Annotated in this window: 9 protein-coding genes; 4 read left to right on the top strand and 5 right to left on the bottom strand. The window is 73.6% G+C overall.

All coding sequences use genetic code 11. The features are described from left to right. Positions 1-280, top strand: a 280-nt coding sequence (locus BST27_RS27135) for a hypothetical protein (protein ID WP_211285326.1), incomplete at its 5' end; no start/stop codon positions are given. Positions 281-404: 124 nt separating this feature from the next. Here the strand turns inward: BST27_RS27135 and BST27_RS27130 are convergent. From BST27_RS27130 to BST27_RS27120, 3 genes are read right to left on the bottom strand one after another with little or no spacing between them, the layout of a single operon-like run. Continuing rightward, complete coding sequence (locus BST27_RS27130; RefSeq protein WP_069421662.1) at positions 405-1,187, bottom strand: crotonase/enoyl-CoA hydratase family protein; 783 nt, start codon at positions 1,185-1,187, stop codon at positions 405-407. Between the two features lie 36 nt (positions 1,188-1,223). Beyond that, on the bottom strand, positions 1,224-2,621 hold the full coding sequence (locus BST27_RS27125) for a WS/DGAT/MGAT family O-acyltransferase (RefSeq protein WP_069421663.1): 1,398 nt from the start codon (positions 2,619-2,621) through the stop codon (positions 1,224-1,226). A gap of 55 nt (positions 2,622-2,676) precedes the next feature. After that, positions 2,677-3,879: an alpha/beta hydrolase gene (locus BST27_RS27120; RefSeq protein ID WP_069421664.1), complete on the bottom strand. Its 1,203-nt coding sequence runs from the start codon at positions 3,877-3,879 to the stop codon at positions 2,677-2,679. Between the two features lie 288 nt (positions 3,880-4,167). On the opposite strand from BST27_RS27120, the gene BST27_RS27115 reads away from it, so the two are divergent. After that, complete coding sequence (locus BST27_RS27115; RefSeq protein WP_069421673.1) at positions 4,168-5,067, top strand: alpha/beta hydrolase; 900 nt, start codon at positions 4,168-4,170, stop codon at positions 5,065-5,067. Between the two features lie 36 nt (positions 5,068-5,103). On the opposite strand, the gene BST27_RS27110 is transcribed toward BST27_RS27115, so the two are convergent. Both BST27_RS27110 and BST27_RS27105 read right to left on the bottom strand, forming a co-directional pair. Next, positions 5,104-6,438 (bottom strand): amidohydrolase family protein, encoded by a 1,335-nt coding sequence (locus tag BST27_RS27110; protein ID WP_069421665.1) that lies wholly within the window; start codon positions 6,436-6,438, stop codon positions 5,104-5,106. Further along, positions 6,432-7,625 (bottom strand): CoA transferase, encoded by a 1,194-nt coding sequence (locus BST27_RS27105; protein ID WP_069421666.1) that lies wholly within the window; start codon positions 7,623-7,625, stop codon positions 6,432-6,434. Before BST27_RS27105 ends, BST27_RS27110 begins: the two co-directional genes overlap by 7 nt. A gap of 252 nt (positions 7,626-7,877) precedes the next feature. On the opposite strand from BST27_RS27105, the gene BST27_RS27100 reads away from it, so the two are divergent. Continuing rightward, complete coding sequence (locus tag BST27_RS27100; protein WP_069421667.1) at positions 7,878-10,367, top strand: PE family protein; 2,490 nt, start codon at positions 7,878-7,880, stop codon at positions 10,365-10,367. Between the two features lie 111 nt (positions 10,368-10,478). Then, a partial coding sequence (locus BST27_RS31825) for a PE family protein (RefSeq protein ID WP_139805401.1) occupies positions 10,479-16,558 on the top strand: 6,080 nt, incomplete at its 3' end.

The following is a 16,558-nucleotide window of genomic DNA, read 5'->3' as shown; positions in this document are numbered from 1 at the left end:
GTTCAATTCCACTGGGAAGGGAGGTACCGGCGGGGCGGGCGGCAACGGGGGGCTGCTTACCGGCAACGGCGGCCATGGCGGCGCCGGTGGACAGGCAGTATTCGGCGCGGCTGGCGCCGGAGGTGCCGGTGGCAACGCGGTGGGGCTGTTCGGAGCCGGCGGGGATGGCGGAGAGGGTGGCGCAGGCGGTGTCACCGCCGGCCTCGGTGGTGCCGGCGGCAACGGCGGATTGATCTTGGGAGCCAGTGGGGCCGACGGACCGCGCGGGGCTGGGCCATAGAGTCCGACTCGTGCCGGGGCGCGCGCTCAGCGCGTCACCCCCGGTGAGAAGACGCAAACTCGTACGAAAACCGGTGTTTTCGTACGAGTTTGCGTCTGCTCGCGGGAAGAGGTTCTCGTAAAGGTCAGGAGCCGGTCCAGCGCGGCGGGCGCTTCTCGGCGAACGCGATGGCACCCTCTTTGGCGTCGTTGGACATGAAGACGGGGGCCAGGATCTCCATCTGCTTGGCGAACCGCTCCTCGGGGCTCCAGCCGCGGGATTCGACGATGATCCGTTTGGTGGCGGCCACCGCCAGCGGACCGTTGGCGGTGATCTTCTCCGCCAACGCGATCGCGGCGTCCAGCGCGCCGCCCGGCTCGGCCAGGATGCTGACCAGGCCGAGCTCGTGCGCCCGCTCGGCCGACAGGCTGTCACCGGTCAGCGCCAGTTCCATGGCGATGGCGTACGGAATGCGCTCCGGCAGGCGCAGCAGTCCCCCACCGCCGGCGACCAGGCCGCGCTTGACCTCGGGGATGCCGAACGCCGAATCCTTGGCCGCCACGATCAGGTCGGTGGCCAGCGCCAACTCGGTACCGCCGGCCAGGGCGTAGCCCTCCACCGCTGCGATCAGCGGCTTGGCGGGCGGGCGCTCGGTAAAGCCCAGACCACGGCCCTGAACCACGACGTTCTCGCCTCGCGCGAACGCCTTGAGGTCCATGCCGGCGCAGAACGAGCCCCCGGCTCCGGTCAGGATCCCGACCGACAAGCCGGCATCGCCGTCGAGGCGATCCATCGCATCGGCCAGACCCTGGCTGACGGCGGCGTTGACCGCATTTTTGGCTTTCGGACGGTTGATCGTGATGATCAGGATGCGATCACGTTGCTCGACGAGGACGGCGGGTTCGGAGTTGTTGGCTTCATCGCTCACAGAGCAGATCGTATCGGCACCGATAACGGACTCGGGTCAGGCCTGAGCCATTGCCAGGGGGACGACCGTCAGCTCCTCGGAAAGCCCAGCGGCCCTGCGTATTTCGACGAAGGCGGCGAGGATGGCCTCGGTGACCTCGTGCGGATCCTTGAGGGTCGCGCCGTCGGACAGCACCGAGATGTTGAGCTGGTCGACATAGCTCCACACGGTGATGTTCAGGCCGCTGCCCGCGGTCAGCGGCCCGACCGAATAGATCTCGGTGACCGTCGCGCCGCCCACTCGGCCGCGTTCGCGGGGGCCCGGGACGTTGGAGATGTTCAGGTTGAGCACCTTGTTCTGCCCATCGCGGCTGGACAGCCACCGGAACATGGCCTCCGTCGGCCGCGGTGGCCAGTAGGCCGCCCACCGGCAGATCAGCTCGGGCCCCATGAGCTGGTGGCTTTCCTTGGCGGTGACCGCATTGTCGTGACTGGCCCGCACCCGTTCCAGGGGGTCGGCCAGGTCGGTCGGCAGGGCCACCATCATCCCGCTGAAGTGGTTGCCCCAGATCCGTTCCGGGGAGAAGTCGTAGCTGACCGGAACCGAGGCCAGCAGCGGTTCGGCCTTGCCGTCATAGCGCAGTAGGAGGCTGCGCAGCGCCCCGGTCGACATGGCCAGCACCATGTCGTTGATCGTCGCGCCGAGCTTCTTCCCGGTTTCCTTCACGTCGGCCAGCGCCAACGTGGCGGTGGCGAACCTGCGCTCGGGAGTCAGCAGATGGTTCATGAAGGTGGGCGGCGGCGTGAACTCGGGCCGGAAGCTGCCCTTGCTGCGTCGCACCCGATTGATGCCCTGCACGGTGTAGCGCAGGGTCGCGGGGATGCGGCCGATGTGGCGCAGGTGATCCGCGAAGGCGGACCCGACGAGCTGTCGCTTGGTCGGCGCTGGATCCGGCGTGTACGTGCCGACCTCCGGCCGCCGAAGCAGGTCCATCCCGTGTGCCATCAGATTCGCCGACGCGACCCCGTCGGCCAAAGCGTGATGGATCTTGAGCACCACCGCAATCCGGTGGTTGGCCAAGCCCTCGACGAAGTACATCTCCCATAGCGGGTGGGAACGGTCGAGGGCGGTACTGCCGATCTGCCCGATCGCCTCGTCCAGCTCGCGGCGACCACCCGGAGCGGGCAGCCGCCACGGCCGGATGTGGTACCCGAAGTCGATCTCGCAGTGCTCCCGCCACATCGGGTGGTGGAACTTACCCGGCACGTCGATGAGCTGGTAGCTCAACGGCTCCAGCTTCTCCATCCGTTCCGCGATCACCTGACGGAACGCGTCGATGGTGAAATCGCGCCGGTCCGGATCGAGTTCGATCACGGCAACCTTGAGGGTGTGCATGTGCACGTTGGGCGTTTCGCTATAGAGCAAAACCGCGTCCCAGCCGCTGAGCCGCTTCACCGCGACCCCCTAGTCCCCCAAGAAGTCATAGCCGCGACATTACCTGTGGCGAGGGTCAGATGACCTCTTTGGCGAACTGTTTCTCGGTGCGGTGAACCTGGTTGAGGAACAGCGCAATTGCGTGGCTCATCGAGCCGGTGCGGGCACCGTCCAGCAAGTCGAAACCGTGCCCGGCCCCGGGGAGTTCGAGGTAGGCCACCACCGAGCGCGACACGGCGCGCAGTCGCTCGACGAAGCTGTGTGCCTGAGCCACCGGGATGACGTTGTCGCGGGTGCCGTGGATCACCAGGAATGGCGGCGCGTTGGTGTGCACCCGGGCGATCGGAGAGGCGGCGCGGAAGACGGCCGGGTGCCGCTCGATCCTGCGCTTGACCACGATGCGTTCCAGGAACTCGACGAACCGCTCGCGCTCCGGCGTGGACCGGTCCTCCCAGTCGTACCGTCCGTAGATCCCGACGACGGCGTCGACGGAGGTGTCCGAGCCTTCCGGCAACTCGGTTTCGAACTCCGGGTCGTTGGCGGTCAGGCCGGCCAACGCGGCCAAGTGTCCGCCGGCCGAACAACCAGCTACCGCAATGAAATTGCGGTCGCCGCCGAATTTGTCGACGTTGGCACGGGCCCAGGCGATGGCCGCCTTGACGTCCTGGATGTGGCGCGGCCAGCGGTGGTGTGGGGAGACGCGGTAGTCGATCGACAGACAGACCCAGCCCTGCTCGGCCAGGCGTGACATGAGGGCGTAGCCCTGAACCTGGCGACCGCCGTGAATCCAGGCGCCGCCGGGGACGAAGATCAGCACCGGAGCGGGTTCGACCGGCAGGTCCTTGCGCCGCCAGACGTCGAGGAGTTGGGCCGGGCTGTTTCCGTAGTGGACGTCGCGGCGGAACAGGAAGCGACGGTGCTTGCGCGCCCCGAACACCGGGGCGGCGCGCTCGGGAGCGGGCCACTCACCGTCCAGTTCCGCGGCCGAGACGATGCCCCGCAGCGCCGTCACGGCAGCCTCGTTGGTGGCGGCGAGTTCCTGACGGCGAATCTCGTCCATACCCGGGGTATTGCGCTCTTTTGCCGCCGCGGCGATGAACTCCGGGGCCATCCGCACGCCCCAGACACCCATAGCGGTGGCAGAACCCAGCGGCTCAAGCCGCTTGCCGACCACTGGCAGCGAAGCCCCCGCAACGCTTAATGCCAGCAAGTAATCGGTGGGACGAGCGCGTAGCAACCATTTGACGCATGGCTTCATCGTTGAACCCTTCGCGGTCATGCACGGGACTGTACCCGTACCGACGGGCAGTAACCCAGATATCCGCAACGGGTTCGTAGTCCCACAAACGAAATACGTCGCTCCAAAATTTTGCCAAGTCGGCGATCGGCATTGCTCAAGGGTAGGTTTTTCGTTCGCTGGCCAGCTAAAGAACAATTTTTGGCGGTGGGACCTGCCAAGACATGAAGCAGCCCCGAAATCCCTTGCGGGTCACCGTATTTCATAGAGAAGCAATGGAATCGGATGATTGATTCTGGTGGGTCCAGGCGCTGCGTGGATACTGGTCCGGTGCCCGACAACGAAGTCCACCCGGATCTGCGCCGCATCGCCCGCATCGCACCCCGCCGATTGGTCGGTCCCCGCACGTTGCCGCTGATGCGGCAGCTGCTCAAGGTGAGGGGACGTCTGGGCGGGCCCGCCGACATCGAAGCGCTCACCCTGCCATCCGGTGTCGGCGTCCGGCTCTACCGGCCCGCCGGCCTCGACGGGCCGGGTCCGGCGCTGTTGTGGATTCACGGCGGCGGCTACGTCCTGGGTTCCGCGCAGCAAGACGACGGACTTGTCCGCCGCTTCGGCAAAAAGCTCGGCATCACAGTCGCATCGGTGGAGTACCGACTGGCGCCCGAACACCCCTACCCCGCACCGCTCGAGGACTGCTATGCCGCCTTGCGTTGGTTGGCCGAACTGCCCGCCGTCGACCCGGCGCGGGTGGCGATCGGCGGGGCGAGTGCCGGCGGTGGCCTGGCGGCGGCCTTGGCGCTGCTGGCCCGCGATCGCGGGGAGATCACCCCGGCGTTTCAGCTGCTGGTGTACCCGATGCTCGACGACCGCAGCGCGACCACCCCGACCAGCCCGACCTTTCGAATGTGGGACCCGCGCGCCAACCAGTTCGGCTGGGCGGCGTACTTGGGCAATGCGGACCCGGCGGTGGCGGTGCCGGCGCGGCGCGCTGACCTGAGCGGTTTGGCCCCGGCGTGGATCGGTGTGGGGACGCACGATCTGTTTCACGACGAGGACCTCGCCTACGCGCAACGCCTGACCGAAGCCGGGGTGCCGTGCCAGGTCGAGGCGGTGCCCGGCGCGTTCCACGGTTTCGATTTAGTGGTGCCCAAAAACCCTGTGTCGCAACGGTTCTTCGCAGCACAATGCGACGCGTTGCGGGGAGCGCTGGTCCCGGCCGCGAGTTGAGACGGGTTAACTCGGCTCAGACCGAGTCCGTCGGCGTCACATCGCGAAGTACACCAGCTCGCCGCCGATGATGGTGGCCGTCACCAGCCCCGCGTCCAGTTCGCTCAGCACGGTCTCCGGCGGCTCGCTCAGCACGCACAGGTCGCCCGGCTCGCCGATCTCGACCGTCCGGGGCCGTGCCGGTCGATCGGACCAGCCCAAAAACATGGTCAAAGCCTCGCGCGGTGAGACGGATTCGTCTTTGTTGAGGACAGCGCCGCTGCGGGTGGTGCGGTTCACCGCGGCGCGCATCGCCGCCCAGGGGTCAGGGTGGCCGAACGGCATGTCGGTCGACAGTGCCACTGGCACATTCATCCGCCGCAACGACGCGACCCGCCAGAGTTGGTCGTGCTCGTCGGCGGGGATGTCGACGAGGTACTGGTCCCCGCGTTCGGCGACGAAGTTGGGTTGGGTGACGACGGTCAGGCCGCCCACCTCGGACACGCCGCCACCCTGGGCCAGCTCGGCCAGATCGGCCAAGTTTTCCTCCGGCACCATCGCGGCGTGCTCGATGCGATCGAGTGGATGACTTCCGGTCGCGCGCAGCGCGGCGATGGTGACCACCAGTTGAGCCGCCGTCACGCAGTGCACCGCGACGGGTTGACCGGCGTTGTGGTGGTAAGCGATCCAGTCGATGAGCCCGTCCAGATCGAGGCGGTCGTCCTGAAGGATCATCTTGCGCGGAGCCAACACGCGGATCCGGGGCCGGAATTCGCCGTGTCGGTGCGCAAGCATCAGCGCCACCAGGTCGCCGGCGTCCAGATCGGGGGTGGCGTCGGTGACCCCGGTGACACCGGTTGCGGTGATGCGGCGACTCAGTTCCGCCAGGTCGGTTTCGCGCCGCTGCAGCGCGTCGGACCAGCCCCGGTCCGCGCTACGCAGGCGCCCGTCCGGGTGCTCGGCGAGTCCCACCCGACCCAAGGCTGCCGAGTTCAAAATCCACAACGCGCCGCTGCGGTGTTGCACGCGCACCGGGATGTGCGTGACCACGGCGTCCAGGCTGTCCCGGTCCAATTCCCCGGCGACCGACTCGTGGTAGCCCACGGCACGAATCCACCCGTCCGCGCCGGGGACCGCACTCCACAGGGCCTGCACCATTTCCGCCTTGGTGCGGACCGCGGGCGGCCCGACTGACAGCGAATCCAGCGCGGAGGCCGCCGAACGCAAGTGCACGTGGTGGTCGTACAGCCCGGGCAGCACGGTTCCACCGCCCGCGTAGAGGACCCCCTCCCCCGGTTTGGCGACCAGGTCCGGGCCTACCTCTTCGATCCGCGCCCCGACACGGATGTCGACGGTGGTCCCGTCCAGCAACGTCGCCTGCGAGATCAGCACGACAGGCAACGCCTGTCGGAAACGAGACGACGGACCGCGTCGTTGTCAGCGCCGAGTTCGGGCGCCGAACGGGCCGGCGGCGGGGCTGGTGGCGGCGGGGCGGCCAGGTTCTGCGCGGACGCTTCTGTGGGGAGCGCGGCGTAGGTCGCCGCGACGGCGGCCATGGACACGTCGATGAGTTCGCCGCCCCCGCGGCGCAGCGATTCCGCCACGGCGCGGCCGGCCTCCAAGCCCGACAGCGGGTCGGCGATCGCGTCCCCGCAGAAAACCGGTCCTTCGCCGTCCGTGCCGACCAGTCCGCCGGCGACTGCGGCGTCGTCACCGAACGCCGGGCGTAGGGACCCTTCGCCGTATCCGCTGATGCGCAGCCAGATGCGGCCCGCCCGGGGAGCGAGATCGTCGGGGCCGAGCCCGCGCCGGGCGAGAGCGGGCGGACGCGACCCCTCGATCACCACGTCGGCGACGTCCAGCAACTCGCGCAGCTGGTGCGCGTCGCGGTCGAAGTCGACGCAGAACGAGAGCTTGTCCCCATTGATCCAGTCGAAGAAGGCGCGGCTGCCGGATCGGGTGCCGTCCGGTCGGCGCGGACTTTCGACTTTGACGACGGTTGCGCCGGCCCGGGCCAGCAAATGCCCGCACAGCGGCCCCGCCCACATCGAGGACAGGTCGGCCACCAACAGACCGTCGCTGCGGTGTCTCTGTCTCGGCGGCGCTATCTGGCGTGTTCGCGGCGGCGCCGCGGCGGTCTCGCCCAACGCGGCCGCCGGGATGTCGAGAAGTTCGGTCCGCTCGACGACCTCAACCGACCGGCGCGAAGCGGTCCAGCGCTGCAGTACCGGCCAGTGGTCGTCGGCCACCGCGTCGGTGTCGGCCTCGACCAGCGCGGGGACGGCCATGACGTCGTCGGGCCGTGACAGCGTGACCGCACACCAGCCGTCCGCGGTGGCCAGCATTCGGGTGGCTCCGCCGGCCGAAACGCGACCACGGCGAGGCAGTCCGAGCAGCCCGGCCCGCCCGGTCAAGAAGGTGGCCGCGTCGGCAGCGATTCGCTCGGCGTGAACGAGCACGTTGCAGCGCGAGAAATCGGGTGGCCCGTCGGGCTGACCCGTCAGGTAGGCCAGGCCGCCGATTCCCCAGCGCTGGGCCATCCGGGTCGGCTTGGTGGGCTCCGAATTCACACCCTCCATGGTGCGCGCCCGCGGCCACTGGCTCTACGGGCGCGCGCCTACTGCTTTTGCGCGGCAGGCCAAACGTGACCCTCCACACCCAAAGCTACAAGTGTGTAGTAGACCACATTTCTAGACTTTTGGAATGTTTTATCCGTAATTTTACCCAAGATCAGTATGTAATGAGCTACGGTTCATTCTGCCGTTACGCGCGGAGACGCGGGGGCCGCGTAAGCGGTTCGGAGCGACGTGACCTAGCAAGCGGGGTTCTCGATGTCTTACCTAGTCGCCTCGTCTGAGGCGCTGCTGGCTGCGGCCGCACAACTAGCCGGTATCGGTTCGTCCCTGGAGACGGCCAACGCGAGCGCCGCGGGCGCTACGACCGGTCTTCTGGCCGCGGCCGAAGACGAGGTTTCAATCGCGATCGCGGCGTTCTTCGGGTCACACGCCCAGGCGTACCAGGCGGCCAGCGCTGAAGTCGCGGCGTTTCACAACAGCTTCCTGCAGACGTTGTCGGCGAGCGCGAACTCCTACGCCGCCGCCGAAGCCCTCAACGCGGGACCGCTGCAACCGCTGGTGGACCTGGTCAACATCCCGTTCAACGTGCTGTACGGGCGGCCGCTGATCGGTAACGGCGCGGACGGCATCGACGGCACCGGCGGGGCCGGCGGGCCTGGTGGCTTCCTCTACGGCAACGGCGGCCGCGGCGGCTCCGGAGCGCCCGGACAAGCCGGAGGTGCCGGCGGATCGGCGGGGTTGATCGGCCACGGCGGCGCAGGCGGGGCCGGCGGGGCCTCGTCGACCGGTACCGGCGGGGCCGGTGGCCTCGGCGGCAGCGGTGGATGGCTCTACGGCAATGGCGGAACCGGCGGGGCAGGCGGGGCGAACACCGGCGGCATTGGGTCCGGCGGCATCGGCGGGCTCGGCGGGAACGCCTGGTTGTTCGGCAACGGCGGCGCGGGTGGCGCCGGCGGCGCCAGCGTGAGCGCTGGTGGCGGAGCCGGCGCGACGGGTGGAACCGCGATGGTGTTCGGCAACGGCGGCGCAGGCGGGGCGGGCGGCGCCAACACCGGCGGCACCGGCGCCGGCGGGACGGGCGGTATCGGCGGGAACGCCTGGCTGATCGGCAACGGCGGGTCGGGCGGTGCCGGCGGGTCCAGCGTGAGCAGCGACGGCGGCGCGGGCGGCGCCGGCTCGACGGGCGGATTCTTGTTCGGCAGCGGCGGCCACGGCGGCGCGGGCGGCGCCAACACCGGCGGCACGGGCGCCGGCGGAGTCGGCGGAGCCGGCGCAAACTCCTGGCTGCTGGGCTTCGGCGGCGACGGCGGCAACGGTGGGGCCAGCATGAGCGGCGACGGCGGCTCCGGCGGCGCGGGCGGCACCAGCGGCGCCCTGATCGGCAGCGGCGGGCTCGGCGGCAACGGCGGAAGCACCGCCTTCCTCAACGCCTCCGGCGGCAACGGCGGTGCCGGCGGTGACGCCTGGTGGATCGGCAACGGCGGCACCGCCGGCTCCGGCGGCAGCTCCCTCAACCCGGCCGGAGGTGGCGGCGGAAACGGAGCCGCCGGCGGCAACGGCGGCATCCTGCTTGGCATCGGCGGCGCCGGCGGCACCGGCGGCAGCGGTGTCACGGGCTACGGAATTGGCGGCAGTGGCGGCAGCGCCGTGCTGTTCGGCAACGGCGGCGACGGCGGAAATGGGCTCATCGGCGGTCCAGCCGGGCGGGCCGGGTTCCTCATCGGTAATGGCGGAGACGGCGGTACCGGGCGCAACGGCGCCAACGCGGGCTTCTTGTTCGGCACCGGCGGCAACGGCGGCAACGGCAGCAACGTCGGGGCGCCTACCCATGGCGGCGCCGGCGGCAACGCCTGGCTGTTCGGTAACGGCGGGTTCGGCGGCGCCGGCAGCAATGGCGTCGTCAACACCGCGGACGGGACGGGCTTCCACGGCGGCGCCGGCGGCAACGGCGGTCTGCTCATCGGCTGGGGTGCTGCCGGCGGTTCCGGCGGCGACGGCCTGACCACGGCCGCCGGCCCAGGTTCGGGCGGCGCGGGCGGCGTGGGCGGCAACGCCGGGTGGATCTTGGGCGGCGGTGGCGCCGGCGGAAACGGGGGCGACGGGGCTGCCGGCAGCCTGACGGCACCCGGCGGGGCCGGTGGGGCCGGCGGCCACGGCGGCACCGCCCGACTGCTGGGCAGCGGCGGAGCCGGCGGCCACGGCGGCAACGGAGGCGCCGCCGGACTCAACGCGCTGGCAGGGGCCGGCGGGAATGGCGGCAACGCCGGCGGCAGCGGTTTCTTGTTCGGTAACGGCGCATCCGGCGGGGCCGGGGGCGAAGGCGGCTTCGGCGGAGCGGGCTCCGGCGGAGTCGGTGGCAACGGCGGCAGCGGCGCCAGCGCCTGGCTGTTCGGAACGGGCGGGAGCGGCGGCGCCGGTGGTGCCGGCGGCGACGGCTGCGAGCTGTACTCCGGCGCGGCCGGCGGTAACGGCGGCGCGGCCGGCAACGCCGGACTGATCTTCGGCAACGGCGGCGTCGGTGGCGCCGGCGGCGCAGGCGGCAACGAGGACAGCGTCAACGCCGGCGGGGCCGGCGGGGCCGGCGGCCGAGGCGGGAGCGCCACCTTCATCGGAAGCGGTGGCAACGGCGGAAGCGGGGGCGCCGGCGGCAACGGCACGCCCAACGGACCCGGCGGCGGCGGTGGCACCGGCGGTGCGGGCGGGCTGCTCTTCGGCCAGGGCGGTTCTCCCGGTGCCACGGGCTGACCGACGCCAAACGCGGGTATGGCGTAACTCGACTTTTTCCGACCAAACGAATGGTTTGCCGGCGTCGTGCGACGCGGTCTTCCAGTCCACGAACACCTTGGATGGTCCCGAATGTCTTACTTGATTGCTTCGCCTGAGGCCATGCTGGCCGCCGCTTCTGATTTGGCGGGAATCGGCTCGGCGATCGAGCAGGCGAATGCCGCCGCGGCCGCCAACACCATCAACCTGCTGGCCGCGGCCGAGGACGAGGTCTCAACCGCGATCGCGGCGCTGTTCGGCAACCACGCCCAGGCCTACCAGACGATCAGCGCTGAAGTCGCGGCCTACCAAGCCCGTTTCCTGCAGACGCTGACGTCCGGCGCCGGCTCCTACGCCCTGGCCGAGGCAACCAACACGTCACCACTGGCGGCCTTCGAGCAGGCCGTGCTCGACGTCGTGAACGCACCGACCCAGGCCCTGCTGGGACGTCCGCTCATCGGCAATGGCGCCGACGGCGCCGACGGGACCGGCGCGAACGGTGGAGCCGGCGGGTTGCTGTTGGGCAACGGCGGGCGCGGCGGCTCGGGTGCGACCGGCCAAGCCGGGGGCGCCGGCGGCTCGGCCGGCCTGATCGGCAACGGCGGTGCCGGCGGGGCCGGCGGCGCGTCATCGGTGGGTGACGCCGGAGCCGGTGGTGCCGGCGGCAGCGGCGGTTGGCTGTTTGGAAACGGGGGCAACGGCGGGGCAGGTGGCCTGAACACCGGCACCACCGGGTTCGGCGGCACCGGCGGGGCGGGCGGTTCCGCCGGGCTGTTGGGCAACGGCGGCATCGGCGGCTCCGGCGGCGGCGGCGCGAACGGCGGCGTGGGCGGCAACGGCGGTCACGGCGGTTGGTTGTCCGGCAGTGGAGGCGCCGGTGGGGTCGGTGGCAGCAACACCAGTCCCACGGGCTACGCCGGTGCCGGTGGAGCCGGTGGCAGCGCGTTCCTCTCGGGCACCGGCGGGGCCGGCGGCGCGGGTGGGAACGGCACCGCGGTCGGCGGTCACGGCGGCGCGGCGGGCGACGGTGGATTCCTCTACGGTGCCGGGGGCGCCGGTGGTGCCGGGGGTTCCGCGGCGGTCGGCGGCAACGGGGGTGCCGGCGGTCACGCCGGGTGGCTTTCCGGCGGTGCCGGTGGCGCGGGCGGCGTTGGCGGGACGGGCTCGGCCGGTGACGGCGGTCTCGGCGGGGCCGGGGGCAGCGGTGGCCTGTACGGCGCGGGCGGCGCCGGCGGAACGGGTGGAACGGGCACGGTCGCCGGGGGTACCGGCGGGCGGGGCGGCGATGGCGGCCTGCTGTTCGGCGCCGGCGGCGCGGGCGGCAACGGCGGCGGCGCCGGAACCGGTGCCGACGGCGGCAACGGCGGCGCCGGCGGGCGCGGCGGGTTGCTCTACGGCAACGGCGGGGCCGGCGGCAACGGCGGTAATGGCGGCGCCGGGACCGTCGGCGTCAACGGCGGCAACGCCGGCCACGGCGGCGCGGGCGGTCGCAGCGGGCTCCTGTTGAGCGACGGCGGCAACGGCGGCAACGGCGGCATCGGCGGCAAGGGTGGTTCCGGTGTCCAAGGCGCCAACGGCGCCGACGGGGCCTTCCCGGGCGCGAATGGCGGCGACGGCGGCGACGGCGGTGCGGGCGCCCACGGGGGCAATGGCGGCAACGGCGGCGTGGGCGGCGCGGGCAGCATGTTCTTCGGCGACGCGGGCATCACCGGCCGCGGCGGGGCCGGCGGTGAGGGCGGCACCGGCGGGTTGGCCGGTAACGGCGGCCACGGCGCGGCCGGCGACGTCAACAACCCGAACGGCGGGAACGGCGGCAACGGCGGCAACAACGGCGTCGGCGGCGTCGGCGGGGCCGGCGGCTCTGGTTCGGTCGACGGGGCACACGGCAAGACGGGCGTCACGATCACCGACAAGGGCGGCAACGGCGGTAACGGCGGGGCGGGCTACAACGCCGCGCTGGGCAACATCCCCGGCGCCAGCGGGGGTGACGGCGGCGCCGGCGGCAACGGTGGCAACTACGGCAACGGCGGCGCCGGCGGCGCCGGGGGCAACGGCGCGGCCGGCACGGCCGGCGCCAACGGGATCAACCCCGGCGACAACGGCGGCAACGGCCAGGCCGGCGGATCCGGCGGTAAGGGCGGCGCCGGCGGCAAGGGCGGTTCGATCTCCGGCGACGGCGGCGCCGGCGGTGCGGGCGGCCAAGGCGGCACCGGTGGGGCCGGCGGCGCCGGCGTGCACGGCCGCGAGGGCGAGGCCGGCGTCAACGCCGGCGCCGGTCAGGCCGGCGGCAGCGGCGGCGACGGCGGCAGCGGCGGCAAGGGCGGGGCCGGCGGCGCGGGCGGCACGGCCACCCACGGCAACGCGGGCGCTTCCGGTGCCGGTGGGTCCGGCGGCAAAGGCGGGGCCGCGGGTACGCCCGGCGACGGTGGCCGCGGCGCGGCCGGCACCGCAAACTTCATCGACGGTGGTGCGGGCGGCAAGGGCGGTGACGCGGGCACCGCGGGTGCCGGCGGACTCGGCGGCGTCAACGGCAGCGGGATCGGTACAGGTGCCAATGGCGCCACCGGTGACTCGGTGGTCACCCCGGCCGGGCACGGCGGCAACGGTGGGGCGGGCTACAGCGCCACCGTCGCGGGTGCCAGCGGTGGCCACGGTGGCGCGGGCGGTGACGGCGGCAATGTGGGCAACGGCGGTCACGGCGGGGCCGGCGGCAATGGTGCGGCCGGCAAGGCCGGCAGCAACGGAGTCGGGGACGGGGCCAGCGGCACCGACGGCCTGGCCGGCGGTAAGGGTGGTGACGGCGGCGCCGGCGGTAAGGGCGGCGGCGCGGGCACCACGGGCGGCAGCGGAGGCGTCGGCGGTCGGGGTGGCGACGGCGGCGACGGCGGCAGCGGCGTCAACGGCAGTAATGGGACCACCACCAGCGGTATAGGCGGCTCCGGGACGGCCGGCGGCAATGCCGGCAGCGGTGGCGCCGGTGGCGATGGCGGTAAGGGCGGCGCCGCCGGCAGTGCCGGCGTGGGCGGCACGGCGGGTGTCGCCGGCGATGGTGGCGCGGCCGGTAAGGGAGGCAACGCGGGTATCGCCGGTAACGGCGGGATCGGCGCGGCCGGCGCCAACGGCACGGTCGGTGCCAGCAACGACGGATACGCCGGTGGTGACGGCGGGGCCGGCGGCCGTGGCGGCGATGGTGGTGCCGGTGGCAAGGGCGGCGCCGCTGGTGGTGCTGGGGCCACCGCGGGGGCCAACGGCGATGGCGGTAACGCCAGCAGTGGCGGCGCCGGTGGCGCGGCCGGTGCCGGTGGCAATGGTGTGGCCGGCGCCAACGGCACAGCCGGCCAGAACGCGGGCGCGGGTCAGGCCGGTGGCGCCGCGGGTGCCGGTGGCACCGGTGGCGCCGGCGGCGCCGGGGGTAAGGCCGGGCTGGCCGGCGGGGCCGGCGCCAGCGACGGCACCAACGGCGCCGGTGGCGCCGGTGGTAAGGGCGGCAACGCCGGCACGGCCGGCGCGGGTGGCCGTGGCGCGGACGGCACCTCGGTCTACCTCGATGGTGGTGACGGCGGCGCCCGCGGTGCCGGCGGCGCGGGTGGGAAGGGCGGCGCCGGCGGCGCCAACGGCAACGGTGTGGGCACCGGCACCGCCGGCGCGAGCGGTGTCAACAGCGACGGCGGCGCCGGTGGTGCCGGCGGCAACGGCGCGGCGGGCGCGGCCGGGACCAACGGCGGGGGTGCGGGTGACCACGGCGGCGACGGTCAGGCCGGCGGCAAGGGTGGCGCCGGGGGTGCCGGCGGCGCCAGCGGCGGCGCGGGCGCCACGGGTGGTGCCGGCGGGGCCGGCGGTACGGGTGGTGCCGGCGGCAAGGGCGGCAGCGGCGTCGACGGCGCCAACGGGCAGGCCACCGCCGGTGTCGGTGGGGCTGGTTCGGCTGGCGGCAATGCGGGTAGCGGTGGTGCCGGCGGCGCCGGCGGTAAGGGCGGCGCCGGCGGTGCTGCCAACGGCGGCACCGCTGGTGCCGCGGGCGATGGTGGCGCCGGCGGGAAGGGCGGTGCCGCAGGCACCGCCGGCGCCGGCGGCGCCGGCGCGGCCGGCGCCAACGGTGGGGGTGTGAGCAACGACGGATACGCCGGTGGTGACGGTGGCGCTGGCGGCCGTGGCGGCGATGGCGGTGCCGGTGGGGCCGGCGGCCAGGCCGGTGGCCTCGGCGCCAAGGCAGGCGCCAGCGGCGATGGCGGTAACGCCAGCAGCGGTGGCGCCGGTGGCAACGCGGGTGCCGGCGGCAATGGTGTGGCCGGCGCTAACGGTGTCGCCGGGCAGAACGCGGGTGCGGGTCAAGCCGGTGGTAACGCCGGTGCCGGTGGCACCGGTGGCGCCGGCGGTGCCGGCGGTAAGGCCGGGCAGGCCGGCGGAGCCGGCGCCAGCGACGGCACCAACGGCGCCGGTGGCGCCGGCGGCAAGGGCGGCAACGCCGGCACGGCCGCCGCGGGTGGCCGCGGCGCGGACGGCACCTCGGTCTACCTCGATGGCGGTGACGGCGGCGCCGGCGGTAACGGCGCGGCCGGCGGCAAGGGCGGCGCCGGCGGCGCCAACGGCAACGGTGTGGGCACCGGCACCGCCGGGCAGGCCGGCACCAGCAGCAGCGGCGCCGCCGGCGGTGCCGGCGGCAACGGCGCGGCGGGCGCGGCCGGCGCCAACGGCGTCAACGCGGGCGACCACGGCGGCGACGGCCAGGCCGGCGGCAAGGGCGGCGCCGGGGGGGCCGGCGGCGCCAGCGGCGGCGCGGGCACCACCGGTGGTGCCGGCGGGGCCGGCGGTAAGGGTGGCGCCGGCGGCAAGGGCGGCACCGGCATCGACGGCGCCAACGGACAGGCCACCAACGGCATCGGCGGCAACGGCCAGGCCGGCGGCAACGCCGGCAACGGCGGCGCCGGCGGCGATGGCGGTAAGGGCGGCGCCGGTGGTGCTGCCAACGGCGGCACCGCGGGCACCGCGGGCGCTGGCGGCGCGGCCGGCAGCGGCGGCGACGCCGGTCTCGCCGGTAAGGGCGGGGCGGGTGCTGCCGGGCACGACGGTGTCGCCAACGCCAACAACGGCGCCGGCTACGCCGGTGGTGACGGCGGCGCCGGCGGTAAGGGCGGCAACGGCGGTGCCGGCGGTAAGGGCGGCGCCAACGGCGACGGGGTCGGCACCGGCGCCCACGGCAGCGGCGGCAACGCCAGCAGTGGCGGCACCGGCGGCGCAGGCGGTGCCGGTGGCCACGGTGTGGCCGGGGCCAACGGCGTAGCCGGCCAGAACGCCGGGGCGGGTCAGGCCGGCGGTAACGCCGGTGCCGGTGGTGCTGGTGGCGCCGGCGGCGACGGCGGCAAGGCCGGACTGGCCGGCGGGGCCGGCGCCAGCGACGGCACCAACGGCGCCGGTGGCACCGGTGGTAAGGGCGGCAACGCCGGCACGGCCGGCGCGGGTGGCCGCGGCGCCGAGGGCACCTCGGTCTACCTCGACGGTGGTGACGGCGGCGTCGGCGGTGCCGGCGGTGCTGGTGGTAAGGGCGGCGCTGGTGGCGCCAACGGCAACGGTGTGGGCACCGGCACCGCCGGCGCGAGCGGAACCAACAGCGACGGCGGCGCCGGTGGTGCCGGCGGCAACGGCGCGGCGGGCGCGGCCGGCGCCAACGGCGTCAACGCCAACAACCCGCACGGCAGCGACGGCCAAGCCGGCGGCAAGGGCGGCGCCGGTGGTGCCGGCGGCGCCAGCGGCGGCGCGGGCGCCACCGGTGGTGCCGGCGGGGCCGGCGGTACAGGTGGTGCCGGCGGTAAGGGCGGCAGCGGCATCGACGGCGCCAACGGCCAAGCCACCAACGGCGTCGGCGGCAACGGCCAGGCCGGCGGCAACGCCGGCAACGGTGGCGCCGGCGGCGATGGCGGTAAGGGCGGCGCAGGTGGTGCCGCCAACGGCGGCACCACAGGCACCGCAGGCCTCGGCGGCGCCGCGGGCCGCGGCGGCGACGCGGGCACCGCGGGCAACGGCGGCATCGGCGCGTCCGGCGCCAACGGCGCGGCCGGAATCAACAACAACGCCGGTTACGCCGGTGGTGACGGCGGTGCCGGCGGTAAGGGCGGCAACGGCGGTGCCGGCGGTAAGGGCGGCGCCAACGGCGACGGGGTCGGCACCGGCGCCCA

Origin of the sequence: Mycobacterium intermedium (assembly GCF_002086275.1) — a bacterium.
GTDB lineage: Bacteria > Actinomycetota > Actinomycetes > Mycobacteriales > Mycobacteriaceae > Mycobacterium > Mycobacterium intermedium.
This window is presented reverse-complemented; position numbering and strand designations above follow the sequence as displayed.